This is a genomic window from Qipengyuania algicida (assembly GCF_009828025.1).
Classification (GTDB): domain Bacteria; phylum Pseudomonadota; class Alphaproteobacteria; order Sphingomonadales; family Sphingomonadaceae; genus Qipengyuania; species Qipengyuania algicida.
Map to the genome: position 1 here is coordinate 133,763 of NZ_WTYA01000008.1, position 23,615 is coordinate 157,377.

A 23,615-nucleotide genomic window follows, 5' to 3' on the forward strand; every position below is an offset into this window, starting at 1 on the left:
ACAACAGATACGATGCTTAGGAACAGCTTGATTGCAGGCGGGCTGGCGCTCGCGCTATCCGCCTGCGCCACGGCCTATGCCGGAGACGGCCCGAAAACGGCGAGCAATGCAGCCGCGCTCACGCCTGAGCAGGCCGACCCCTATCCATCGACCTATCGCGCCTATCCGGGTCGACCGACCGCGCTGGTCGGCGCCACGGTGTACGACGGCAAGGGCGGGCGGATCGACAACGGCACGGTGTTGCTGCGCGACGGCAAGCTGGTTGCGGTCGGCGATGCCTCGCTATCGACCGAAGGCTATGACCGGATCGACGGCACCGGCAAGTTCGTCACTCCGGGCATCATCGACATCCACAGCCACCTCGGCGTCTATCCCAGCCCCAGCGTGAGCGCGCAGTCCGATGGCAACGAAGCCACCGCACCGACCACGCCGCAGGTCTGGGCCGAGCATTCGGTATGGCCGCAGGACCCCGGTTTTAGCCGTGCGCTCGCCAATGGCGGGGTGACGGCGCTGCAGATCCTCCCCGGTTCGGCGAACCTGATGGGCGGGCGTTCGGCGATCCTCAAGAATGTGCCCAGCCGCACGGTTCAGGGAATGAAGTTCCCCGGCGCGCCCTATGGCTTCAAGATGGCCTGCGGGGAGAACCCCAAGCGCGTCTATGGCTCCAAGGGCCGGATGCCTTCGACCCGGATGGGCAATTTCGCGGTCGATCGCCAGACCTGGCTCGATGCCAAGGGCTACGACGGCAAGAAGCGCGATCTGGGCAAGGAAACGCTCAAGGGCGTGCTCGACGGCAAGATTCTGGTGCACAATCACTGCTATCGCGCCGACGAGATGGCGCAGGTTATCGATATGGCCAAGGAGATGGGCTATCGCGTCACCGCCTTCCATCACGCGGTCGAAGCCTACAAGATCGGCGACCTGCTCAAACAGAACGATATCTGTTCGGCGATCTGGGCGGACTGGTCTGGCTTCAAGATGGAAAGCTATGACGGCATTCCCGAAAACGCCGCGCTGCTGTGGAAGGAAGGGGCCTGCGTCGTCATCCATTCGGACGACGAGAACGGTATCCAGCGCCTCAATCAGGAAGCCGCCAAGGCGCAGGCTGCCGGGCGCCGGATGGGGATCGTGATCCCCGACGCCGAAGTGATCCGCTGGCTGACGCTGAACCCCGCGCACGCGATGGGCATCGACGCGATGACCGGCAGCCTGGAAGCGGGCAAGATGGCCGATGTGGTGCTGTGGAACGGCAATCCGCTGAGCGTCTATTCGCGGCCCGAAAAGGTCTGGATCGACGGCGCGCTGCTGTATGATGCCGACAACCGTAAACTGCGCCCGGTGAGCGATTTCGAGCTTGGCCAGGTTGGCGAAGGAGACGTGAAATGATCCGCCGCAGCTTGCTCGCCGCCGCGTCGCTCGCGGCCTTCGCATCGCCGACGATGGCACAGGATCTGGCGATCACCAACGCCACCGTCGCGACCGGCGACGGTTCCGAACCGATCCAGCACGCCACAGTCCTCGTTCGCGGCGGCAAGGTGATCGCTGCCGGGCCGGATGTGGCCGTGCCGCAAGGCGTCACGGCGATCGACGGGACCGGCAAATGGGTGACCCCCGGCCTGTTCGCTTCGATGACCACCCTCGGCCTGTCGGATGTCGACGGGGTGTCCGAATCGAACGACACAGCCGCGCGCGGTTCGCCTTTCGGTGCGGCGCTCGATGTGACGCCTGCGCTCAATCCGTGGTCGCAGGGCGTGGCGGTAACGCGCGACGGCGGGGTGACCCGCGCCAGCGTATATGAACGGCCCGCCAGTTCGATTTTCGGCGGGCAGGGCGCGGTGGTCGATCTTGGCGCGGACCCTGACATGGTGGTGCGCCCGCGCGCCTTCCAACTGGTCGCGCTGGGCGAATATGGCGCGCGGCTTGCCGGTGGCAGCCGGGTGAGCGCGCAGGCCGAACTGCGCAACGCGCTCCGCGAGGCACGGCAATATGGCGCGGACGCAAAGCTTGCGAGCGGCAAGAGCGACCCGCGCATGGTCGACAATGGCGTGGCGCGCGGAGAGGATGCGCTGCTCAACCGTTTCGACGCCGCCGCACTGGTGCCGGTGGTGAACGGTGAACAGCCGCTCTATGTGCATGTCGAGCGCGATGCGGATATTCGCTCGGTCCTGCGCTTGAAGCAGGAATTTCCCAAGCTGAAGCTGGTGCTGGTCGGCGCGAGCGAAGGCTGGCGTGCCGCCGATGCCATTGCCGCGGCGCAGGTTCCGGTGATCGCCGATGCGCTCGACGACCTGCCCGCCAGCTTCGAACAGCTTGCCGCGACCCAGAGCAATGTCGGTCGGATGATGCGCGCGGGCGTGACCGTCGCGGTCGGAAATCTTGCCGGGACCACCGGCGACCAGCCGCGCAATTTGCCGCAATTCGCGGGCAATCTGGTCGCGCTGACCAAAATCCCCGGAGCCAGCGGACTGAGCTGGGGGCAGGCCTTGGCCGCGATCACCTCGGTCCCGGCGCAGATCGCCGGCTATAGCGGCCGCTTCGGCGTGCTCAAGCCGGGTGCGGCGGGCGATGTGGTGATATGGGACGGCGACCCGCTCGAACTGTCGACCGCGCCCGAACGGGTGTTCATCGACGGGGTCGAACAGCCGCGCGACAACCACCAGACCCGGCTACGTGACCGCTACAAGACGCTCGACACCAGCCAGCTACCGAAAGCCTATGATTGGTAGTATGGGGTAAGGCAGGGTCGTTCGGGGGAAGACGAAACATGGAACCTGCGCTTACTTCACTGCTGGCAGCGAGCATTGCCTTCGTCGGCACGCATTTCGCGCTGTCGCACCCTTTGCGCGCGCCACTGGTGCGGGCAATCGGCGAGACAGGATTCATGCTGCTCTATTCGCTGGTGGCCTTCGCCACGCTCGGCTGGATGGTGCTGGCGTTTCGCGCCGCGCCGGCAGGCGATCTGGGCGGCGCGACAGGAGAAATCGGCTGGATAATCGCCACCGTCCTGACTCTGCCCGCGCTGGTGCTGCTGTTCGGCGCCTTCTGGAAGAATCCGGCCATGCCCGCACCGGGTGCGGACGCGCTCGCGGCCAGCCGTGAACCGACCGGCGCCTTCCTTACGACGCGCCACCCGATGATGTGGGGTTTTGCGCTTTGGGCCATCGCCCATATCGTGTTGTGGTGGGACTGGCGCACCGTGATCCTGGCGGGTGCCGTGCTGGTGCTGGCGCTGGTCGGCGCGCATTTGCAAGACCGCAAGAAGGCTGCGCTGATGGGCGAAGGATGGGCCGCGTGGGAAGCCAGGACCAGCTATTGGCCGCGCTTGAGCCAGCTCCCCCGCGCTGGCGGGATGCTGTGGCTGACCGCAATCGTCGGCTGGCTTGTGTTCACCTGGGTCCATATCAGCTCGGCCGGCGTGCCTGCGGGCATCTGGCGCTGGCTCCTGTAGGACGGAAAGAGGATTTCGCGCCGTGCCAGTCCAACGATATGGAACACATGGAACACGGTCCTGAGCGTAAAAAGTCCCGGCCTGATTGGGGCTATGTTCGAGCAGATCGACAGTGAGAAAGAGCGCCGGACACGCTACGGTTTCGGCGCGGGGTAGGAAACGGGTCACGATGACACGGCAACGTCGAACGGATGGCAGCGCGGGGGACGTCGACTATGGCGAAATCGGCAGCAGCTACGCGCGCTATCGCCAGCCCGACCCGACAATCGCCGCGCAGATACTCGCCGCATTGGGCAATGCGCGCAAGGTGCTCAATGTCGGGGCGGGCGCAGGTTCCTACGAACCCTCGGACCGCGAGGTTACGGCGGTCGAGCCATCGGCCTCCATGCGCGGGCAACGTCCGGCGCATCTCACCCGCGCTATCGATGCGGTCGCCGAAGACCTGCCGTTTCCCGACAACAGTTTCGATGCCGCAATGGCGAGCGTGACGGTCCACCAATGGTCCGACCTCGAACAGGGCCTTGCCGAAATGCGCCGCGTCACGCGCGGGCCGGTGGTGCTGCTGGTCTGCGACCCCGAGCGGATGCAGGATTACTGGCTCAACGACTACATCCCCGAAGTGCGCGCAGTAGAGGCAAGCCGCTTTCCTGCGATTGCCCGACTGACAGCGGGACTGGGTGGCGATGTCGAGGTGCAACCCGTGCCCATTCCACTCGATTGCCACGACGGGTTCAACGAAGCCTATTACGGAAGACCCGAGGCGTTTCTCGATCCCGAAGCGCGGCTGGCGTGTTCAAGCTGGAGCCTTGTGCCAGAGGCGGCTGTGGAACGCTTCGTGCGCGAACTATCGCGCGATCTCGAAAGCGGGACATGGGATGCAAGGTATGGCCAGCTGCGAACCCAGCCGTTCTTCGTTGGCCCGCTGCGCCTTATTACAGCTTGGCGCGATTAGGATCCTTCCCAATCTCAGCATGACTGCGTTGACCGGCACCGGCAAGGCATATCAAGTACTACGTTTTGGTCAAAGACGCCGCCGCGTCTTTTACAGCTTGGATACATCCACATCTTTGCATGGGAACCGCAATGTCCGATCCTGCATCAATCACGGTCTCGCCGGGCCATAGCGATGACGCCAAATTGATCCAGGCGGCGATCAACAGATCGCGGAAGGTTATGTTCGCGCCCGGAACTTATCACATCGGAGCTACCCTCGTTTGTGGCGCTGGTACGGAGCTGATCGGCGGCAAGGGCGTGACCATCATCCTGACCACGCCGGATATCAATATCGTCGCCGCAGTCGGCAAATCGGCGGTGCGGATCTCTGGGATCGCCTTCGTGCAGGCGACGCAGGGCAAATCGGCAAGCGTGGGCGCGGTCCATTTCCAGAACTGTACATTATGCGCCGTCGAGGATTGCATCTTCACATGCATGCAATGGTCAGGGGTGTTGCTGAACGAATCTGACCGCTGCCTGGTAGCTCGAAATCGCTTCCAAGATTTTCAGGCCACACTTCAAGACAGCGCCGATATCACCATCTACAATGAGGCGAAAAACAATGTGATAACCGACAACGAGTGCGCAGGGGGCGCTGATCACGGGATCTTGATTCAGGATCCCTACGCGGGAAGAATCCCGACCGACAATCTCGTCGCACATAACGAAATACGGGGCCACAAAGCCTATGGCGTTGCGGTCTATCTTCCGGGCGTTGGGGGGCGCGACAACTCGCGCAACCGGATCATTGCCAATCGCATCAATGCCATTAGCGGATCAGCACGTGGCGGCGCGAAGGGCGCCGGCATCTATGTCGTCGGCTCCTTTGCCGGTGGAACGGTCATCGTGTCCAACACGGTGTCCAATTGTTGTATCGAGACGAGAATTCGAACGCTTGTTCCCGCCGCAATCGGCATCAACGGCGTTCCGGCTGGCCCAGATCAAATCATCGTGTCGAACAACAAGATAATGGGTATGGTCCAAGGCGACGGTATTACGATATCCAGTTCGTCTGGCGGCGCAGCGCTGGCGGACAACACGGTTGAACTGCCTCCGGAAAACAATGGTTCAGGCCCCGGCGGCCTGGCGCTGCAGGGCAGCGGTATCTACATCCATGACAGCAGTAACGTCAGCGTCGCCCGCTGCAATGTCAGCGCGCTTGGCGGCGGGCGTGCTTTTTTCGCATATGCGGACGACGCCTCGCAATCCAGCATCGACATCGATGGCGGTCAATATCTCAGTGCATCCGCTTCTACTGTAGGCCTGACAGGCAATGGCACAAACGTTCTTTCCGGAATCAGGATTGTAGGCATCACCGCACGCAATACAGGCCACACCAATTATGCCATCGACCTCGCCGGATGCGACAACACGATGCTGGAGAACAATGTCGCCATTGCGCAGGGTTTTGATGCGCTACGGATGTCCGCTTGTCGTAACACCCGAATTGTCGGCGGTTCTTATTCTCGCAGAAATACGCCCCGTTCCCCGAATTGAGCTGCGGAGCCCGATAGCCAACCGTCCGCCGACGACATCGGTCCCATGCAACTAAGCCCGCGCTTCCTCGACCCCCGCGCTGTTGTGGCGCAGCGCGCTGAGCACCGTGTCCACGATATGCGGGGCGTTGAGTTTCGCCTCGTCATATTGCTTGGTCGGATCGTCCTGGTCCTGGAACATATCAGGCAGGCGCATGGTGCGGATCTTGAGTCCCGTGTCGGTCATGCCGGTATCGCTGGCGTGGGTCAGCACATGCGCGCCGAGGCCGCCAATGCTGCCTTCTTCGACCGTCACCACCACCTCGTGGCTGCGCATCAGTCGGTCGATCAGATCGGTGTCGAGCGGCTTGGCAAAGCGCAGATCGGCGACCGTGGTCGAAAGCCCCTTGGCCTCCAGCAGGTCGGCGGCTTTCAGCGCCTCGTGCAGGCGGGTGCCCAGTGATAGCAGCGCGACCTTGGTGCCTTCGCGCACCACGCGGCCCTTGCCGATTTCCAGCTTCTCCGGAACCTCGGGCAGAGGCACGCCCACGCCGCTCCCGCGCGGATAGCGGAAGGCGATCGGGCCGTCGTCATATTCGGCCGCCGTATAGGTCATATGGACCAGCTCCGCCTCGTCGGCGGCGGCCATCACCACGAAATTGGGCAGGGTTGCAAGATAGGTGATGTCGAAGCTGCCCGCATGGGTCGCCCCGTCGGCGCCGACCAGCCCGGCGCGGTCGATCGCGAAGCGCACCGGTAGATTCTGGATCGCGACATCGTGAACCACCTGGTCGAAGGCGCGCTGGAGGAAGGTCGAATAGATCGCTGCGAACGGCCGCATCCCCTGCGCGGCGAGCCCGGCAGCGAAGGTGACGCCATGCTGTTCTGCGATGCCGACATCGAAGGCGCGCTCGGGATGCGCGGCGGCGAATTTATCAACGCCCGTCCCGCTCGGCATGGCGGCGGTGATGGCGCAGATGCGGTCGTCGGTTTCTGCCAGCTTGGCCAGCGTTTCGCCGAACACGTTCTGGTACGACGGCGGGCCGCCGGAGCTTTTCTTCTGCTCGCCGGTGATCACGTCGAACTTGGCGACGCCGTGATATTTGTCGGCGCTGTTTTCCGCCGGGGCATAGCCCTTGCCCTTGGTGGTCACGACATGGACCAGGATCGGCCCGTGCTCGCTGTCGCGCACGTTTTCGAGCACCGGGATCAGATGATCGAGATTGTGCCCGTCGATCGGGCCGACGTAATAGAAGCCCAATTCCTCGAACATGGTCCCGCCGGTCACCATGCCGCGGGTGTATTCCTCCGCCTTTTCGAGACCCGAATGCACCCGGCGAGAGAGCTTCTTCGCCAGCTTGGACGCAAGGCTCCTCAGCCCGAGATACTCGCTGGAGGACACCATCCGCGCGAGATAGGCCGACAGCCCGCCCACGGGCGGGGCAATCGACATGTCGTTGTCATTGAGGATCACCACCAGACGGTTGCCCGCCTGCTCGGCGTTGTTCATCGCCTCATAGGCCATGCCGGCGCTCATCGCACCGTCGCCGATCACCGCGATCCCCTTGCCGGGCGATCCGGTCAGCTTGTTGGCGACGGCAAAGCCCAGCGCCGCGCTGATCGAGGTGGAGCTGTGCGCTGCGCCGAAAGGATCGTATTCGCTCTCGCTGCGCTTGGTGAAACCACTGAGGCCGCCGCCCTGGCGCAGGGTGCGGATGCGGTCGCGCCGCCCGGTCAGGATCTTGTGCGGATAGGCCTGATGGCCCACGTCCCATACCAGCCGGTCATCGGGCGTGTTGAAGACATAATGGATCGCCGCGGTCAGTTCGACCACGCCGAGGCCGGAACCCAGATGGCCGCCGGTGGTGCCCACCGCGTCGATCATTTCGGCACGCAATTCGTCGCACAGCTGGCGCAGCTGGCTCTTGTCCAGCCGGCGCAATTCCTGCGGCGTTGCAATCGTATCCAGTAACGGAGTTTCGGGACGTTCACTCATAAGCAGAAGGTCTTACACCGGCTTCTCGACGCTGTCGATTGGCAGCGCTAGTTGGCGCAATCCTCGCACAATCCGCGCAGTTCGACGACCGGGCGGACATCGGCAAAACCGGCGTCGCGGCCCGCTTCGCGCAGCGCACCGGTGACGCGCTCGTCGTCGAGATGGGTGGCTTTTCCGCAATCGTCGCAGATCAGGAAAATGCAGTCGTGATGGCAGCCGGGATGGGTGTTGACGAGGAAGGCGTTGGCGCTTTCGATCCGGTTGGCGAGGTTGGTCCGCACGAACAGGTCGAGGATGCGATAGACGGTGTTGGGGGCCACGCGCTTGCCGCGCGCCTGCGACAGATTGTCGGCAATATCATAGGCAGAGGCGGGAATCTCGTGCCGCGCTAGCTCGGCGAAAACTGCCTCGCGCATTCCGGTCCATTGCTCACCGTTGCCGGTCAGCGCGTTCTGCGCCGCAGCAAGCAGATCCTCGCCCGAATGTTCCTGGTGACTGTGCCCGCTCATACTGTTCCAGCTATGCTCTCGGTGCCGCGGGTGCAAGACCCAAGCACCGGTTCAATTGGGCTGGAAGCGAGGGGTATAGAGTGCGGGGTAGAGCTTTTGCAGCGCCACCACTTTCGGCGCATCCCAGCGGCGAATATAGCCGTTGTTGGGGTTCTTCTCGGCAAAATCCTGATGATAGGCTGGCGCAGGATAGAACGCTTGTCCGCGCTCGATCCGGGTCACGATGGGACGCTTCCACAGCCCCGACTTGCCGAGTTGCGCGAGATAGGCCTTGGCGACAGCGTTCTGCTCCGCCGATAGTGGGACCAGCGCGGAACGATATTGCGGTCCGACATCGGGGCCTTGGCGGTTCTTCAGCGTCGGGTCGGCGATGACTGAGAAAAACACTCGCAACAGCTGGTCGTAACGCACCTGTTTGGGATCATAGATGACCTTGACCGATTCGGCATGATTGGTGGTGCCGGTAGAAACCTGCCCATAATTCGCAGTCGAAGCCTTGCCGCCATGGAAGCCCGAAACGGCGCTCTTCACACCTTTCACATGGCTGAAGACATCCTCGACACCCCAATAGCAACCGCCAGCGAAAATCGCCGTTTTAAGCCCGCCGGTTTCATGTGAGGTGCGGGTGGCAGCGGGTGCCTGGACAACCGGCTCGGCGGACACCGCCTGCGCACAGGCACCCAGCGTCAGACTGAGTCCAATGGCAAGTGCGAGGCGGCCCCAGTCGCTCACAGGATCGACGTCACCGCGTGGGCAAACGCGGGATTGGCAACGATTGCGAGAATCGTCCCGGCGAAAAAGCCGATGCCCAGATTGCGGGCGAGGTCTGTCCTGAAAAATGCCATGATCTTGTCTTCTGCGTGTATTGCGTTTCAATATGCCACTTGGTTACGCGATCAAGCGTTACAAGGTGGTGAACGCGCCGGTTGTGGCGCATTCAGGCAAGAATTTCTTTAGGTCGCATGCCTTCCAATGCGTCCGCTGAAAGCCGGGATCAGTGGCGGAAGTGGCGCATCCCGGTGAAGACCATCGCCAGTCCCGCCTCGTCGGCGGCGGCGATCACCTCCTCGTCACGGATAGAACCACCCGGCTGGATCACCGCCGTCGCGCCCGCTTCTGCGGCGGCCAGCAGACCGTCGGCGAAGGGGAAAAACGCGTCCGAAGCCACAGCGCTGCCCACCGTATGCGATTGCGCCCAGCCGTATTTCTCCGCCGCTTCGGCTGCCTTCATTGCCGCGATGCGGCTGGAATCGCGGCGGTTCATCTGGCCCGCGCCAATCCCGGCAGTCGCGCCGTCCTTGGCATAGACGATCGCGTTCGACTTGACGTGGCGCGCCACGGTCCAGGCGAACAGGCAATCCTTCAATTCCTGCTCGGTCGGCGCACGCTTGGTGACGACCTTCAGGTCATCGGCAGCGATCGCGCCATTGTCGCGATCCTGCACCAATATGCCCCCGGCGACGATCGACATCATCTGACCGGAACGACGCGGGTCGGGCAGGTCGTCGGTCAGCAGGAGGCGCAGGTTCTTCTTCTTTGCAAAAGCCGCCTTCGCCGCATCGTCTGCGCCGGGCGCGACGACCACTTCGGTAAAGATCTGGCAGATCGCTTCCGCCGTCGGCCCGTCGAGCGGCACATTGGTCGCGACGATCCCGCCAAAGGCCGAGACGCTGTCGCATGCCAGCGCATCTTCCCACGCCTCCAGAAGCGTGCCCCGCTGGGCCACGCCGCAGGGGTTGGCATGCTTGACGATCACCACCGCCGGAGCTTGCCCGCGGAATTCCGCCGCCAGTTCGAACGCGGCATTGGCGTCGTTGTAATTGTTGTAGCTCAGCTCCTTGCCCTGCACTTGTTCGGCCTGCGGAAGACCGGGCGTGTGCGGCCCGCGCGGGAGATACAGCGCAGCCTGCTGATGCGGGTTCTCGCCATAGCGCAGCGAGCCGGAGAGAACGCGGGTCATGCTGACCTGCGCAGGGAATTTCTCGCCCTGATCGGCAAAGGCGAACCACTGGCTGATCGCCGCGTCATAGGCGGCGGTTGCGGCAAAGGCCTTTGCTGCCATGCGCTTCCTGAAGTCGAGCGAGGTCGCGCCGTCGCTTGAATTCAGTTCTTCCGTCAGCGCGGCATAATCTGTCGGGTCGGTGACGATCGTCACGAAGCCGTGGTTCTTGGCCGCGCTGCGCACCATGCTCGGCCCGCCGATGTCGATGTTCTCGATCACCTCGTCGCGCCCCGCACCGCGCATCACGGTCTGTTCGAAGGGATAGAGATTGACCACCACAAGGTCGATTGCGCCGATGGCGTGTTCTTCCATCGCCGCCGCGTGTTCGGGATTGTCGCGCACCGCCAGCAGACCGCCATGAACCATCGGGTGCAGCGTCTTGACCCGCCCGTCCATCATTTCGGGAAAACCGGTAAGGTCCGAAACATCGCGCACATCAAGCCCCGCTTCGCGCAGCGCCTTGGCAGTGCCACCGGTCGAAACCAGCTCGACATCGCGTGCGGCGAGAGTGCGACCAAGGTCGACAAGCCCAGTCTTGTCGGACACCGAAAGCAGCGCCCGGCGGATCGTCACGGCAGTCATGTTCACTATTATCCCATTTTCTTGAGCAACCACGGGAAACTTCCGCCGCCGCGTGAGGTTAGCCCCTCGATTACAAGTTGCTGGGTCGGCTGCGGCCGTCCCTCGCCATCGACCCACAGGCTTTCTTCCAGGGTCAGTTGCGCATCGGCATTATCGCCGCCGAGCCGCATCTGCCAGTAACTTCCGTCGGGCAGCGCCAAACCTGCGCCGCGCCCATCCTCGGCGAGGCCGATTTCGATCCCCGGCCCGATGTGGAAGCGGATCGCAAAGCCGATCTTGCCGCGCTTACCGCGCCTTGCGTACGGCTCCAACACATCCTCGCCGCGCAATTCCTCGCCATCGGCCGACAGCAACAGGATCCGCCGATGGAGCAGCCCGAAACGCGAGACATAGCCATCGTGGCTGGCATCGATCCGTGTTGCCGGGCGGCCGCCAACCTCCACCGTCTTGCGCGTGACGTCGACCGTATCGACGCCCTTGCCGATCTGGCCCTTGATCAGGATCGCGGTGGAATTGGCATCGTCCAGCGTCAACGTCGAATGCGCCGCGCTGGCGCGCAGCCCCTGCTCGATGCGCAGCGGCACCTGTCCGCCGGCCCAGGCCGCGCCGCCGCAATTGATGATCAGCCGCTGGGTGCCGCTCGAAAATTCCATCGCCAGCGTCGACGCGCAGCCGAAACGCGCATCGCGCGGGCGCGGCGGCGGGGCGGTATCGATTTGCAAGGTCGAACGCCCCGCGCTGACCTGCTGATAACCCCAGTGCCTGGTGTCGCGCGCCGGACGGGTGCGGATTCCGCTGGCCTCGATCAATGACGCAAGACGGTGGGCGGGAATGGCCCCTGCACCCTGCCATGAACCGAGCCCGCCATCGCCGTGCCTCAGCGCGAGCAGCGGCGGCACCAGCAACCCCAGCATCGTATCGATGGCGCGCGGCGGAGTGCGCCCGACCGCAGCATAGCAGGCTTTGAGATCAATCAGCAGCGCGATCGCATCCATCTGCGCCAGAGGACTGCGCGAAAGCGTGCCGCCATCCTCGCTGACCAGTTCGCCCAGCGTCTTTACCAGCCCCGATTCGCCGAACAGGCGGCGCGGCTTGCCATCGGGCAACAGTATCCCGGCAGCAGTGATCGCACACCATCCGGCCAGCGCGGCGAGCTTGTCCTCGGCGGAGCCCATCTGCCGGTCGAGCCAGCGCGCGGTTTCGTCCATCGCGGACAGGATCCTGCGGCGTTCGCGTTTGTCCTCGCTCGAAAGGATCAGTGGCGCATGAACAAGCCATGCAAGCAGACGCTGGCCGGTGTGCTCAACGCTCCATGCCGGACCTTTCGCAGGGGCAGGATTGAGGTCCATCCAGCGTTGAAGGACTCGTTCGGCCGTAGCGGTACATTGCGGGCGCGGCGCGCTGCTGGCGAGATCGCGCAGCCAGCCGAACCCGTGAACGACGCGCTGGAACGGCGCCGGCGTGCGGGTCGAGGACGCGAAATCCATCTCCCCGATCGCGACGCGCGCGCCATAGATCAGGAAATGCCCCGCGCGCAGCGCCGTACCCTGCGCACGATCGCCCTGAAGTGGCGTTTCGACCGTCCCGAGCAAACGCAGACCTTGCGGCTTCCGCAGTGGCGCGGCGAGCACCGCGCAGGGCACGCCGAGACGATAGGCCCACACGATTGCGCGGTTGAGCGCATTGCCCGAAGGTGGCCTGAAATCGCTCGCCACCAAGGCGCGGCTCGGCTCGGCGGGCGGTTCGGTCGGCGCCGGGACCTTGGGTGGAGGGACCGCGAGCGGTTCGGCTCGCGCAGCCGAAAGCGGGAGCGCGGGCTGGGTCGGGTCGGAATCCTGCGATCCTGCATCCGCCCGCTTGAGAGCCTCACCCGCTGCGCTCATGCCTCACCTCTCAACGCCGCGATATTGGCGGCATAACAATCCGGCCCGCCCTTGAAAGTGGCTGACCCCGCGACCAGCACATCCGCCCCCGCACTGACGCAATCGCGCGCCGTCTGCGGGTCCACGCCGCCATCGACCTCCAGCCGGATCGCGCGCCCGCTATCCTCGATCATGCGGCGAACGGTCTCGATCTTGCCCAGCTGGCTGCGAATGAAGCTCTGGCCGCCGAAACCGGGATTGACGCTCATGATCAGCACCAGATCGACCATGTCGAGGACGTAATCGAGCGTATCGACCGGCGTACCCGGATTGAGCACCACGCCCGCCTGCTTGCCGAGCGCCTTTACAGCCTGCAGCGAGCGATGGATATGCGGCCCCGCCTCGGGATGGATCGTCAGGTGATCGGCCCCCGCCTCGGCGAAAGCCTCGAGATATTGGTCGACCGGGGAGATCATCAGATGAACGTCGAACGGCTTGTCGGTATGAGGGCGCAAGGCCTTCACCACTGCCGGGCCGATGGTAAGGTTGGGCACGTAATGCCCGTCCATCACGTCGATATGGATCCAATCCGCCCCCGCCGCATCGATCGCGCGCACCTCTTCCCCAAGCCGCGCGAAGTCGGCCGAGAGGATCGAAGGGGCTATCAGCGGAGCGGCCATGGAAGTGCCTGTCGCTTGGTGTACACGCTTCAGCGATAGGCAGCACAGCGACAAATTGCCACGCGTCATCCCCGGTTCCCCACAGGCAATCCGCACTATATACGACTTGCGATGGGCGCGTGGAAGCGTCACGGTTGGCGCCATGAACTTTGACGACCTGCTCCAGCGCTATTTCGCCACCATCGACCTCAGCGATCATACGCCACGCGCTGTCGCTGCCGGTCTCGAACGAATCCACGTAGACTTTGGCCTGGAGAAAGAAGGTGCAAAGCGCTTCGCGCTGTGGTGCGTGCTATACATGTTCGACGACGCACCCGCCCTCGATGTCGCTTTCGAGAACGAAACCGAACGCGATGCCGCGCGCAATTTCATGGATCTGATGGCCATGAGCGACGAAGGGGACTGATGAGAACGCCGGAAGGTGGCGCACCCTGAATGGACTGGGCAGCCTTCATCCGGGCTCACAATCTTGAGCACTCGATGAGCCGACGCGGCAACTGCCATGACAATGCCGCCGCCGAGAGCTTCTTCTTGTCGCTCAAGCGCGAGCGCATCCGGCGCTGGACTTACAAAACACGCGAGGAAGCCCGGCAGGATGTGTTCGATTACGTCGAGATGTTCTACAACCCGGTGCGCAAGCACGCCAAGAACGGGATGCTGTCGCCCGTTGAGTTCGAACGGCAGCAGATTTTGAAAGCGGAAGGCGTATAGAAAACTCGGGGCTACTCAGTCTTTCGCTTGATCCTTTCTCGTCGTTTGATGATCGCGGGTGCTCTGCCGAAGTAGGCGTCGGCGGGTGTCACATTGTCGAGGTGCTCGTGATAGCGCTGGTGATTGTAGTCCTCGATCTGCTCTTCGAGATCACCGGGCAGGAAGTAGTTCTGCAGCAGCACGCGGTTCTTGAGCGTCTGGTGCCAGCGCTCGATCTTGCCTTGGGTCTGCGGATGGAAGGGTCATCGCCGCGCAAACCAACGAGCACAATGCGGATCTTGTCTTCGGCAGAGAAATGCCGACGTGTCTTACGGCGGATGTCCTTTACGACCTGCTCGGCAGGCAATTTGGACCTTGAGGATTTGGGCTTCATCTTCGTTCCTTCTTCACTACGACGAGGCCCAAATCATCCTTAAATCATAGCCTCAAATCTGTGCCAAAGGCGCTGACGGGGGACAATTCAGGTACAGACTGGTGAGGAAAACTGGGCCGCACACATACCATCGGCTTATGGGTGTGCTTATGCAGGAAGCAAACATTTCATCGAGCGCGGACTGGAAAAGACTTGGCTGAAACATTCGGATGTGGCGCATTCGAGAGGATGAAAATTACATTTCGGTAATAGTCAAATTGTCATCAAACCGTAGCTACACTGTCACCGTCGAATTCTAGCTCGCAAGCCCTCGTCACCGCTTGGATAAGGGATCCGGTCTTGCGCAGCTCTTTCACTCTGGCGCGATTGCGCCTGCTCACATCCACGACATTGGTTTTGATTGCCGGGGGCGCGATCATTGCACAGCCCGCATCGGCTGCCGATGCCCCCGCAGCGGATGCCTCTGCCGCCACCGACAGCGCGCAATCGCGGCCAGTCGACAACGGTATCGCCGAGGGGTCGGACATCGTTGTTACCGCTACGCTCGCCAATGAGATCGCCCCGGTTACATCCTCGCTCGAAACGACCCAGCCGCAGGCCATTGTGTCGCGCTCCTTCATCGAAGATTCGCTGCCTGCAACCGCCGATTTCAACCAGCTTGCGCTGATTACACCGAGCTTTTCGACCAGTGGCGGCAACGGCGGCATGGGGATCAGCGAAAGCAAAGGTCGTCTGCGCGGCTTCCAGGACGGCGAATACAACATCACCTACGACGGCGTGCCCTTTGGCGACACCAATGATCCCTCGCACCACTCTAACACCTTCTTCCCGTCCGACACGGTCGAAACGGTGGTGGTCGATCGCGGCCCGGGCAATGCGTCCAATCTCGGCCAGGCGACCTTCGGCGGCAGCGTCAACCTGTTCAGCCGCGCCACGCGCGCCGATGCCGGAATGACTGCCCGCGCCGAATACGGCAGCTTCAATACCTTCCTCGGTCGCGCGATGGTGCAATCGGGTAAGATCGATAGCCTCGGCGGTACCGAAGTGCTGCTCGGCGGACAATATGTCACCACCGACGGGAGGCTGACCTATTCGGGCTATCACCAGACCAATCTGTTCGGCAAGGCCGTCATCCCGATCGGTCCGTCGGTCACACTGACCTTGCTGTCCACCTACAACAAGAACCACTTCAACCAGCCGGACAATGACGGGATCACGCTGGCGCAAGAGGCCCAGTACGGCAAGACGTTCCAGCTCAACAACGACCCGAACAGCCCGCAATATTTCGGCTACAACTACACCGACAAGACGACCGATTTCGAGGTGGCGACACTCGAAGCCGACATCGCGCCGGGATCGCGCCTCGAAAACCGCGCCTATACCTATTTCTACAACAATGCGACGATCTCTGTCGCAGATACGACGGTTCCGGCTGGTCCTGACAATGCCACCACTAACGCCGATGGCACGAAGAACATTGGTCACATCCCCGGCTACACCAAGCTCAACAGCTACCGCACCTATGGCGATATCCTGAAGGGTATCTTCGATCTCGGCCCGGCCACGCTGACAGTGGGTGGCTGGATCGAGTGGAACGTCACCCATCGCAAGCGCTACCAGTATGATATGACCGATGGCGGGCCGGATGCGATGGCTTACGATTACAACCAGAAAACGCCTGTCGGTGTCCCCAAATACATTAATTACGATCAGGATTCGCGCGGCAATCAGGAACAGGTGTTCGCCGAACTCGAACTGCGCCCGACCTCGACGATCAAGATCACGCCGGGGATCAAATATATCGACTTTACCCGCAAGTTGAACGCAATCGCCAATCAGAAAACGCACTCACCGGCGAACTTCACCGCCAGCTGGAGCGACACGCTGCCGTTCCTGACGGTCAATTGGCAGCCCAACGACCGGCTGGCGCTGTATGCCCAATACGCCAAGGGCTTCCTCGCGCCGCCGCTGAGCGTGTTGTACAATTACGATCCGTCGAACAACACGGTCCAGCCAGAAACCTCCACCAACTATCAGCTGGGGTTCGTCTTCCACGGATCGCATTTGTCGCTCGACGCAGATGTGTACAAGATCGATTTCAACAACAAGTTCGCCAGCCAGAAAATCAATGGTGACACAGTGTTCTACAATCAGGGCGGCGTGACCTACAAAGGCGTGGAAGGTCAGGCGACCTATGCGTTCGACAATGGTCTGGCGCTGTTTGTCAACGCCTCGCGCAACTTCGCCGAGGCAAACGACACCGGCCTGCAGGTGAAGGATGCGCCCTATATGACCGCGGCAGCCGGGGTGCTGTTCCACCATGGCCCGGTCAAGGCATCGGTGATCGACAAGGTAACCGGCGCACAATACGCCGACGATGCCAACACCGGCGCTTATCGTATCCCCGCATACAACACCACGATCGCTTCGCTAGGCTACAGCTTCGGTCGGTTCGGCGTGCAGGCGACGGTCTCCGATCTGTTCGACAGCACAGCGGTCAACAAGATCGACATCAACGATGGCCCTCCGGGAGATGTCATGAACAGCAATGATCAGTATCACTTCCAACCCGGACGCGAGTGGAGCATCAGCCTGACGGCTAAAATCTGATGGCTGACAACCTCCTTCATCGATTTGCAAAAATTACCGTGGTGTGCGGAGGCTGGCTTGCGGTCAGTCTCTGCACTTCCGTATCTGCGCACGCATCGTCGCGACACGATCGAATTGAGGCTGCATGGACCGTGCTGGGACCAGACGGAGCAATCGAGGCGCGGGCGGTCACCGAGGCAGATCAATGTCCTTCCCTCAACCTTGATGGCAAAACACATGACATGGCAGTGCGCGCTGGACCGGCGATCGAGCCGAAGCGACCGACCGCCTCGCCAGCCGATCTTTCTAAACCCTCGCGCTTTCCGGTGCTGACCTGCGAAGCGCGTATTCCCGCGAAAGTCCGCTCGGCGACGGTCGGCAGACATAGGCTTGCCCTTCCAAAGGTCAACGCCAACAGGATAGTGGTGATCGGCGATACGGGATGTCGGCTGAAAGCGGCGGACGATGCCTGGCAGGCCTGCAATGATCCTGCCGCCTATCCCTTTGCACGCATCGCCGCCCGTGCTGCGGCGTGGAAGCCTGATCTGGTGATCCATGTTGGCGATTACCTCTATCGCGAAAACCCCTGTCCTGCCGGACAGTCAGGCTGTGCGGGTTCGCCGTGGGGCTATGGCTGGGACGCCTGGGACGCCGATTTTTTTACTCCTGCGCGCAAGTTGCTGGAGGCAGCCCCGTGGGTAATGGTGCGTGGCAATCACGAGAATTGCGTGCGCGCCGGGCAAGGCTGGTGGCGTTTCCTCGACCCGCGCGCACTCGAGCCGGGGCGTGATTGCAACGACCCTGCCAATGACGTGACAGGTGATTACAGCCAACCTTACGCAGTCCCGCTCGGCAAAGGCGCACAAGTCGTTGTGATGGATTTGTCGCACGCAGGCGAAGAACCGATCGCACCAAGTGATCCGCGCTTCGAGCAGTACAAACAGACCTCGGTTGCGCTGAAGTACTTCACCGAGCAGGCACGCTTTACATTTGCAGCAGATCACTACCCGATTTTTGGTGTGGCCGCCGAACGCAAGCATGATGCAATAAAGCTGTATCCGGGCAACCAGGCCCTGCAATCGGTGTTTTCCGCGCTCGATCCGCACATACTGCCCAAAGGGGTGGACACATTGCTATCCGGTCATATCCACGTCTGGGAACAAGTCGATTTCGCTGGTCGGCAACCGAGCCAATTCGTTGCCGGTTTTTCCGGCACACAGGAGGATATCGTACCGCTGCCAAAGCAGCTTCCGCCCGGTGTCACGCCAGCCCCCGATGCATCAGTTCGGCAGTTCTCATCGATCGTCGACAAGTTCGGTTACATGACATTGGAACGCATCGGCAAGCTCTCATGGAAAGCAAAAGTGAACGCGATTGACGGCAGCGTTTTGAAAGTTTGCTATATTAGCGGTCGGGCATCGAGATGCTCGGCCCATTGAGCATATTAGCTGATCAGCATAGGATACTGCGGCTTGCGATGATCAGGACGAACTGCGTGCCGCTGTTGCGCTCCGGGCCGCAATGTCGAAGGTGATTTGTTGCGCCACGATGAGTCCTAGATCAGCAGAGTGTCGGCGTAGCAAAAGCTGATGAGTTCCTCTTGGCAGGAAGTTCGGAATTTTGATCCTGAATGGCAGCCATTCCTACCGGTCATGGCTGCTGCTCTCCGCATCTCCAGATAGTGAAGCAGCTAGCGATGTTGGTTCCCGAACATCGTTCATCTTCAGCCGCGCTTCCGCTGCGATGACCTTCGCAATCTCCCGGTAAAGATCGGCAAAGGCGGCACTCGATCGCCACGTGGCGCCGATGCTGCGAAATTCAGTCCACCCTGGCGGGTTGGTGACCACCACCATATCAAGTCCGCCTGCGCCGGACCTGATGTAAAGTTCGGGAAGGATTGCAAGTCCCACACCCGACCCGACCATCTGCTGCAGAGCATCGAGGCTCGTGCCCTCGTAATCGGACAGGATCGTGGCGCCGAGGTTTCGGCAGGTGTTCTCGAGTTGTCGATGGTAGTGATGCCGATGGTCGAGAGTCAGGAAGGTCCGGCCTGCGAAATCCGTCTGACTGTTCCGATCGCCGGTCAGGAGCGGATCGTCCGGCGGCGCGATAATATGCAGCGGCTCGCGAAAGAGGGGTTCGATATGCAAGCCGCGCCCCTCGATCGGTAGGGGCGAGAGCACCATGTCGAGTTGTCCGGCCGCAAGTTCGGCCTGCTGCAATTCCGGAATACCCTCCCGAATGAACAGCCGCATTCCGGGGTAGCGTTGGTGAAGCCGCTTGATGACCGCAGGCATGAGGTATGGCCCGAGAGTCGGCGTCACCCCGAACCGGATCGAGCCGGAAAACCTTCGTGCTACATGATCGGCAACGTCGCCGAACTCGCGTGCCGCGCTTAGGACGGTAAGGGCTGCAGGAAGCATCTTACGGCCGCCCGGGGTGAGCTGCATCCCCTTAGGAACGCGTTCGAACAGCCTTACCCCCAGCTCGGTTTCGAGCGCCATCAATTGCTGGCTTAGAGCGGGTTGGCTCAGTCCAAGGGTTCTTGCCGCCTCGCCCATATTCCGAGTTGCGGCGAGCTTGGCGAAAATCGAGATCTGCTTGAGAGTAGGCATTCAGAGCAATTAGCAAAACTTATCGCGACGTTCCAATATTTCGAATTGGATAATCACAGAAAGCACTCTTAGATTGTTCTCGTCAAACGATGGAGAGTGCTATGACCCACAAGTCCCCCGACGAGAAGATCATGAAACCCTATTTGTGCAAACTTATGCGGGAGCATCGCGCGCTTAACCGCATGATCGACACAACCAAGGCGCTCGGCGCCAGCGAACAGGTCAAGGCGATGAAGCGCGTCCGTATCGGGCTCAAGGACAAGATTGCTGCGCTGCAACGCCATTATTACGGGCGCGGCCTGGTTGGCTGATCCGGCGCGGCGACCCGGTAACCTTCCCCAAGACTGCGCCGGTCGCCGCCCTCCCTGTCATGAAAAATACCAATCCCACTTCCGTAGAGCGGCTGCGCGATTTCATCGCCAGTGAAAGTGCCGGCGGCATCATTCTGATGATCGCTGCCGCCTTGGCATTGGTTATCGCCAATTCACCACTGTTTCCGACTTACCAGAATCTGCTGGCCACGCCGGTTCTGTTCGGTGCAGGCGATCTCGTCGCCATCGACAAGCCCTTGCTATTGTGGATCAACGACGGGCTGATGGCCCTGTTCTTCTTCCTGATCGGGCTGGAGGTGAAGCGCGAGATCGTGACCGGCCAGCTGCGCAGCTGGAAACAGGCGTCGCTGCCGGTCTTCGCTGCGCTCGGCGGAATGATTGTGCCAGCGCTCGTCTACATAGCCATAAATGCGGGATCACCTCAGAACATCCGTGGCTGGGCGATCCCGGCCGCGACCGACATTGCCTTTGCGCTTGGTCTTCTGGCATTATTGGGAAGCTGCGTGCCGGTTGCTTTGAAAGCCTTGCTGCTCGCCATCGCGATCATCGACGATATTGGCGCAATTGCGATCATCGCGCTGTTCTATACCGAGAACATGGATGTCGGCGCCCTTGTTCTGGCGCTGGTGCCGGCGGCAGGGATGCTTCTGCTCAACCGCGCTAAGGTCGCCAGGACGATCCCCTACTTCCTGCTCGGCGCTTTCCTGTGGATCTGCGTGCTCAAGTCGGGCGTTCACGCGACCTTGGCCGGTGTTGTCACGGCCATGTTCGTGCCCATCGCGGCGGGTGACGAACGTCCTCTGGAGCGGCTGGAGCACGCGCTTCATCCCTGGATCGCCTTCCTGATCCTGCCCGTCTTCGCCTTCGCAAATGCGGGAGTTTCCATTGCTGGCGCCGGGCTGGACGCGCTTCTTGCTCCAATTTCGCTCGGTATCGCGGCGGGGCTGGTCGTGGGCAAGCAGATCGGAATCTTCGGCGCGTGCTGGCTGGCGGTGCGGACCGGCTTGGCCAGCCTGCCACCGGGAATAGCCAAGCGGCATATCTTTGGCCTGTCGTGCCTTGCCGGTATCGGCTTCACCATGAGCTTGTTTATCGGCAACCTCGCCTTTGCCGATCCCGGCAGCATCGCGGCAGTCAAGCTGGGCGTGCTTAGCGGTTCGCTTGTCGCTGCGCTTACAGGCGTGTTCGTCCTGCGAATGGCATCGCGGAACAACGAAGAAGCGCACGGCGCATGATTACGGCTATCGCCCTCGTCGCTGCCGGTCTCGTCTTGTTGGTCGTGGGCGGCGAGCTGCTAGTCCGAGGAGCGGTCGGTCTCGCCGAAAAAGCGGGGGTCAGCCCTCTGGTCATTGGCCTCGCCATCGTCGGCTTCGGCACCTCCATGCCAGAACTGGTCACCAGCGTCGACGCCGCGATGGCTGGATCCCCGGCCATTGCCTGGGGCAACGTCTTAGGCTCGAACATCGCCAACAGCCTGCTCATCCTCGGCGCCGCCGCGCTGGTCGCGCCGTTGGCGATAACATCCAAGAACCGCTGGCGCGATCCGGGCGTCGCATTAGGTGCGAGCGTGACACTGCTGCTGCTTGCGGTATCCGGAACGGGCAGTGTGTTGATCGGCGCGGCACTTGTTGCCGGCCTCTTCGGCTATATCGCTTGGTGTTACCGCGAAGAAAGATTGGCTGAGCCCGCCATCGTTCACAACGCGCCCTACAACCGGGCGCAGGCGCTCGAAATGGCGGATACTTGGTTGCATCCTGCTGTGGTAGGGTGGACCAAACCGGTCCTGTTCACCTTGGTGGGCCTTGCCGTCCTTGTGGGCGGCGGCAGGTTGCTCGTCTCCGGCGCGATCGATCTGGCCCGCCTTGCCGGTCTCACCGAGACGCTGATCGGCCTGACTATAGTAGCCATTGGCACCTCTCTGCCGGAATTGGTCACTTCCGTGATCGCCGCTCGCAAGGGCGAATCCGGAGTTGCATTCGGCAACGTCGTGGGCTCGAATATCTACAACATTCTGGGCATTGGCGGTGCGACCATGCTGCTCTCGCCCGGGGCTATTCCTAGCAACCTGCTGCCGCTGGATATCAGTTTGGTGCTGTTGACCGCCGTCGCAATCCTTGCGCTCGCTCTCTTTCGCGGTGTGCCTCGTCTTTATGCGATAGCGCTGCTGTTCACCTATTGCGCCTATTTTTCCTATTTGATTTCCAATGCCGGATATGAAGGAGAATACCATGATGTCTCGCCGTAACATTCTAGCCGGTGCCGCAGTCGTAGGTGGAGCAATGACTGTCGGCACCGGAGCCGCTGCTGCGTAAGCGCCGACTGGAGATCGCACAGGGGCAAGCGCCGTTCGCGGCTTATGTGACCTGCTCGGACAGTCGCGTATCGCCGGAATTTCTGTTCGGCCGTGGCCTTGGAGAGCTTTTCATCATCCGCCATGCGGGTAACACGGTGGACCTCGGCCCCATCGAATACGCTGGCGCCCAACTAGGCGTGCCTCTGGTCGTAGTGATGGGGCACGAAGCTTGCGGCGCCGTGAAAGCCATCAAGGCTGTGGTGGACGACAATGCGACATTCCCCGGCATTATTGTACGCATGCCCTTGCCGAAGATGACGCTGGCAATTCCATATGTTTCAAGCTTTGCGGCGCAAAACGGCCCGGCAAGTCCCGACCCAATAACGCCAACGATCATCTATATTTGCTGTCAGCTTAGGCGCGGCCCATGAGCGCTAGGACTTCCTTGCGGCTTGCCGGGTCGTCGCGGAAACAACCAAGCATCTTGCTCGTCACCATGTCGACTCCGTGCGTCCGCACCCCGCGACCGGTCATGCAACCATGCTGCGCCTTGACAACAACAGCGACGCCTTGCGGATTGAGATTTTCCCAAATGCAGTGAGCTACCTGGGATGTCAGGCGCTCTTGGATCTGCAAGCGATGGGCAAATCCTTGCAAGACGCGCGCTAACTTGGAAATACCCGCGACCCGATCAGTTGGCAGATACGCGATCGACGCTCTACCAACGATAGGTGCGAGGTGATGTTCACAGTGCGAGTGGAATGGAATGTCTCGCAGCAATACTACCTCATCGTAACCTTCAACCTCCTCGAAAGTACACTGAAGGTGGGTCGCGGGATCTTCTTCATATCCGGAACAATATTCTTTCCAAGCCCTGCCGACGCGGGACGGAGTGTCCACTAAGCCCTCCCGATCAGGATCGTCGCCCGACCACCGCAGCAACACACGTACGGCTTCCTGAACCTCGTCCGGAACGCTCATTTTTTCCTTAATTTGGTCAGGATCCGGAAGCTTGTGCATGAAGTTCATGAGAATCTCTTTGCTGCTGATAGGTCGCTGTTCGTTTGGCGGTGGCTCAGAGGGCAGACGACCGCTTGACATTTAGGTAGGCTTGACAATCGCTTTCTGCGATATGGCCCTTGGGGCAGGAAAACG

The 23,615-nt window shown here is 61.6% G+C and carries 21 protein-coding genes and 2 pseudogenes; 14 read left to right on the forward strand and 9 right to left on the reverse strand.

Annotated elements, in window-relative coordinates; all coding sequences use genetic code 11:
* Nucleotides 1–12: 12 nt before the first annotated feature.
* The 5 genes from GRI58_RS11325 (at nucleotide 13) to GRI58_RS11345 (ending at nucleotide 5,938) form a co-directional block, all read left to right on the forward strand.
* Nucleotides 13–1,386: an amidohydrolase gene (locus GRI58_RS11325; RefSeq protein ID WP_160753717.1), complete on the forward strand. Its 1,374-nt coding sequence runs from the start codon at nucleotides 13–15 to the stop codon at nucleotides 1,384–1,386.
* Entirely contained in the window at nucleotides 1,383–2,726 is a 1,344-nt protein-coding gene (locus GRI58_RS11330; protein ID WP_160753718.1) for an amidohydrolase family protein, read from the forward strand. The genes GRI58_RS11325 and GRI58_RS11330 overlap by 4 nt, the downstream gene beginning before the upstream one ends.
* A 38-nt stretch (nucleotides 2,727–2,764) precedes the next feature.
* A complete protein-coding gene (locus tag GRI58_RS11335; RefSeq protein WP_160753719.1) occupies nucleotides 2,765–3,448 on the forward strand; it encodes an NnrU family protein in 684 nt (227 codons plus the stop codon).
* 169 nt (nucleotides 3,449–3,617) lie between these two features.
* A complete protein-coding gene (locus GRI58_RS11340) occupies nucleotides 3,618–4,400 on the forward strand; it encodes a class I SAM-dependent methyltransferase (protein ID WP_160753720.1) in 783 nt (260 codons plus the stop codon).
* Between the two features lie 131 nt (nucleotides 4,401–4,531).
* Nucleotides 4,532–5,938, forward strand: coding sequence for a right-handed parallel beta-helix repeat-containing protein (locus tag GRI58_RS11345; RefSeq protein WP_160753721.1), 1,407 nt, complete (start codon nucleotides 4,532–4,534; stop codon nucleotides 5,936–5,938).
* 51 nt (nucleotides 5,939–5,989) lie between these two features.
* Here the strand turns inward: GRI58_RS11345 and dxs are convergent, their stop codons facing one another.
* From dxs to rpe, 6 genes are all read right to left on the reverse strand, one after another.
* Complete coding sequence (gene dxs / locus GRI58_RS11350; protein ID WP_160753722.1) at nucleotides 5,990–7,912, reverse strand: 1-deoxy-D-xylulose-5-phosphate synthase; 1,923 nt, start codon at nucleotides 7,910–7,912, stop codon at nucleotides 5,990–5,992.
* 47 nt (nucleotides 7,913–7,959) lie between these two features.
* Nucleotides 7,960–8,421 (reverse strand): Fur family transcriptional regulator, encoded by a 462-nt coding sequence (locus GRI58_RS11355; RefSeq protein ID WP_160753723.1) that lies wholly within the window; start codon nucleotides 8,419–8,421, stop codon nucleotides 7,960–7,962.
* Nucleotides 8,422–8,472: 51 nt separating this feature from the next.
* Complete coding sequence (gene msrA / locus GRI58_RS11360) at nucleotides 8,473–9,153, reverse strand: peptide-methionine (S)-S-oxide reductase MsrA (protein ID WP_160753724.1); 681 nt, start codon at nucleotides 9,151–9,153, stop codon at nucleotides 8,473–8,475.
* Between the two features lie 262 nt (nucleotides 9,154–9,415).
* Nucleotides 9,416–11,005, reverse strand: a complete 1,590-nt coding sequence (purH, locus tag GRI58_RS11365) for a bifunctional phosphoribosylaminoimidazolecarboxamide formyltransferase/IMP cyclohydrolase (RefSeq protein WP_160753766.1) — start codon at nucleotides 11,003–11,005, stop codon at nucleotides 9,416–9,418.
* Nucleotides 11,006–11,013: 8 nt separating this feature from the next.
* Nucleotides 11,014–12,888 (reverse strand): heparinase II/III family protein, encoded by a 1,875-nt coding sequence (locus GRI58_RS11370; protein WP_160753725.1) that lies wholly within the window; start codon nucleotides 12,886–12,888, stop codon nucleotides 11,014–11,016.
* Nucleotides 12,885–13,547: a ribulose-phosphate 3-epimerase gene (gene rpe, locus GRI58_RS11375; protein ID WP_160753726.1), complete on the reverse strand. Its 663-nt coding sequence runs from the start codon at nucleotides 13,545–13,547 to the stop codon at nucleotides 12,885–12,887. Before rpe ends, GRI58_RS11370 begins: the two co-directional genes overlap by 4 nt.
* A gap of 142 nt (nucleotides 13,548–13,689) precedes the next feature.
* Between rpe and GRI58_RS11380 the strand changes: the two genes are divergently transcribed.
* A complete protein-coding gene (locus tag GRI58_RS11380; protein ID WP_160753727.1) occupies nucleotides 13,690–13,953 on the forward strand; it encodes a hypothetical protein in 264 nt (87 codons plus the stop codon).
* Nucleotides 13,954–13,985: 32 nt separating this feature from the next.
* Nucleotides 13,986–14,258: pseudogene (locus GRI58_RS11385) on the forward strand (IS3 family transposase); the annotation flags it as partial.
* 11 nt (nucleotides 14,259–14,269) lie between these two features.
* On the opposite strand, the pseudogene GRI58_RS11390 reads toward GRI58_RS11385, so the two are convergent.
* Nucleotides 14,270–14,500 (reverse strand): annotated as a pseudogene (locus tag GRI58_RS11390) (integrase core domain-containing protein); the annotation flags it as partial.
* Between the two features lie 470 nt (nucleotides 14,501–14,970).
* On the opposite strand from GRI58_RS11390, the gene GRI58_RS11395 reads away from it, so the two are divergent.
* Nucleotides 14,971–17,241, forward strand: coding sequence for a TonB-dependent receptor (locus GRI58_RS11395; protein ID WP_237452265.1), 2,271 nt, complete (start codon nucleotides 14,971–14,973; stop codon nucleotides 17,239–17,241).
* A 131-nt stretch (nucleotides 17,242–17,372) separates the two neighbouring features.
* Entirely contained in the window at nucleotides 17,373–18,659 is a 1,287-nt protein-coding gene (locus GRI58_RS11400) for a metallophosphoesterase family protein (RefSeq protein WP_337190960.1), read from the forward strand.
* Between the two features lie 204 nt (nucleotides 18,660–18,863).
* Here GRI58_RS11400 and GRI58_RS11405 read toward each other — a convergent pair whose 3' ends face one another.
* On the reverse strand, nucleotides 18,864–19,835 hold the full coding sequence (locus GRI58_RS11405) for a hydrogen peroxide-inducible genes activator (protein ID WP_160753729.1): 972 nt from the start codon (nucleotides 19,833–19,835) through the stop codon (nucleotides 18,864–18,866).
* A gap of 101 nt (nucleotides 19,836–19,936) precedes the next feature.
* Here GRI58_RS11405 and GRI58_RS11410 point away from each other — a divergent pair, with 101 nt between their 5' ends.
* From GRI58_RS11410 to GRI58_RS11425, 5 genes are read left to right on the forward strand one after another with little or no spacing between them, the layout of a single operon-like run.
* Nucleotides 19,937–20,146, forward strand: coding sequence for an HP1242/YdcH family protein (locus tag GRI58_RS11410; protein ID WP_160753730.1), 210 nt, complete (start codon nucleotides 19,937–19,939; stop codon nucleotides 20,144–20,146).
* A 59-nt stretch (nucleotides 20,147–20,205) separates the two neighbouring features.
* On the forward strand, nucleotides 20,206–21,402 hold the full coding sequence (nhaA, locus tag GRI58_RS11415) for a Na+/H+ antiporter NhaA (RefSeq protein WP_160753731.1): 1,197 nt from the start codon (nucleotides 20,206–20,208) through the stop codon (nucleotides 21,400–21,402).
* Nucleotides 21,399–22,412, forward strand: coding sequence for a calcium/sodium antiporter (locus GRI58_RS11420; protein WP_160753732.1), 1,014 nt, complete (start codon nucleotides 21,399–21,401; stop codon nucleotides 22,410–22,412). The genes nhaA and GRI58_RS11420 overlap by 4 nt, the downstream gene beginning before the upstream one ends.
* Nucleotides 22,399–22,479 carry a twin-arginine translocation signal domain-containing protein gene (locus GRI58_RS15935; protein WP_419957042.1) on the forward strand — a complete coding sequence of 27 codons (81 nt, stop codon included), beginning with the start codon at nucleotides 22,399–22,401 and terminating at the stop codon, nucleotides 22,477–22,479. The genes GRI58_RS11420 and GRI58_RS15935 overlap by 14 nt, the downstream gene beginning before the upstream one ends.
* Nucleotides 22,480–22,525: 46 nt before the next feature.
* Nucleotides 22,526–22,891 (forward strand): carbonic anhydrase, encoded by a 366-nt coding sequence (locus GRI58_RS11425; protein ID WP_337190961.1) that lies wholly within the window; start codon nucleotides 22,526–22,528, stop codon nucleotides 22,889–22,891.
* Here the strand turns inward: GRI58_RS11425 and folE are convergent.
* A complete protein-coding gene (gene folE / locus GRI58_RS11430; protein ID WP_419957043.1) occupies nucleotides 22,875–23,480 on the reverse strand; it encodes a GTP cyclohydrolase I FolE in 606 nt (201 codons plus the stop codon). The genes GRI58_RS11425 and folE overlap by 17 nt on opposite strands.
* Between the last annotated feature and the right edge of the window lie 135 nt (nucleotides 23,481–23,615).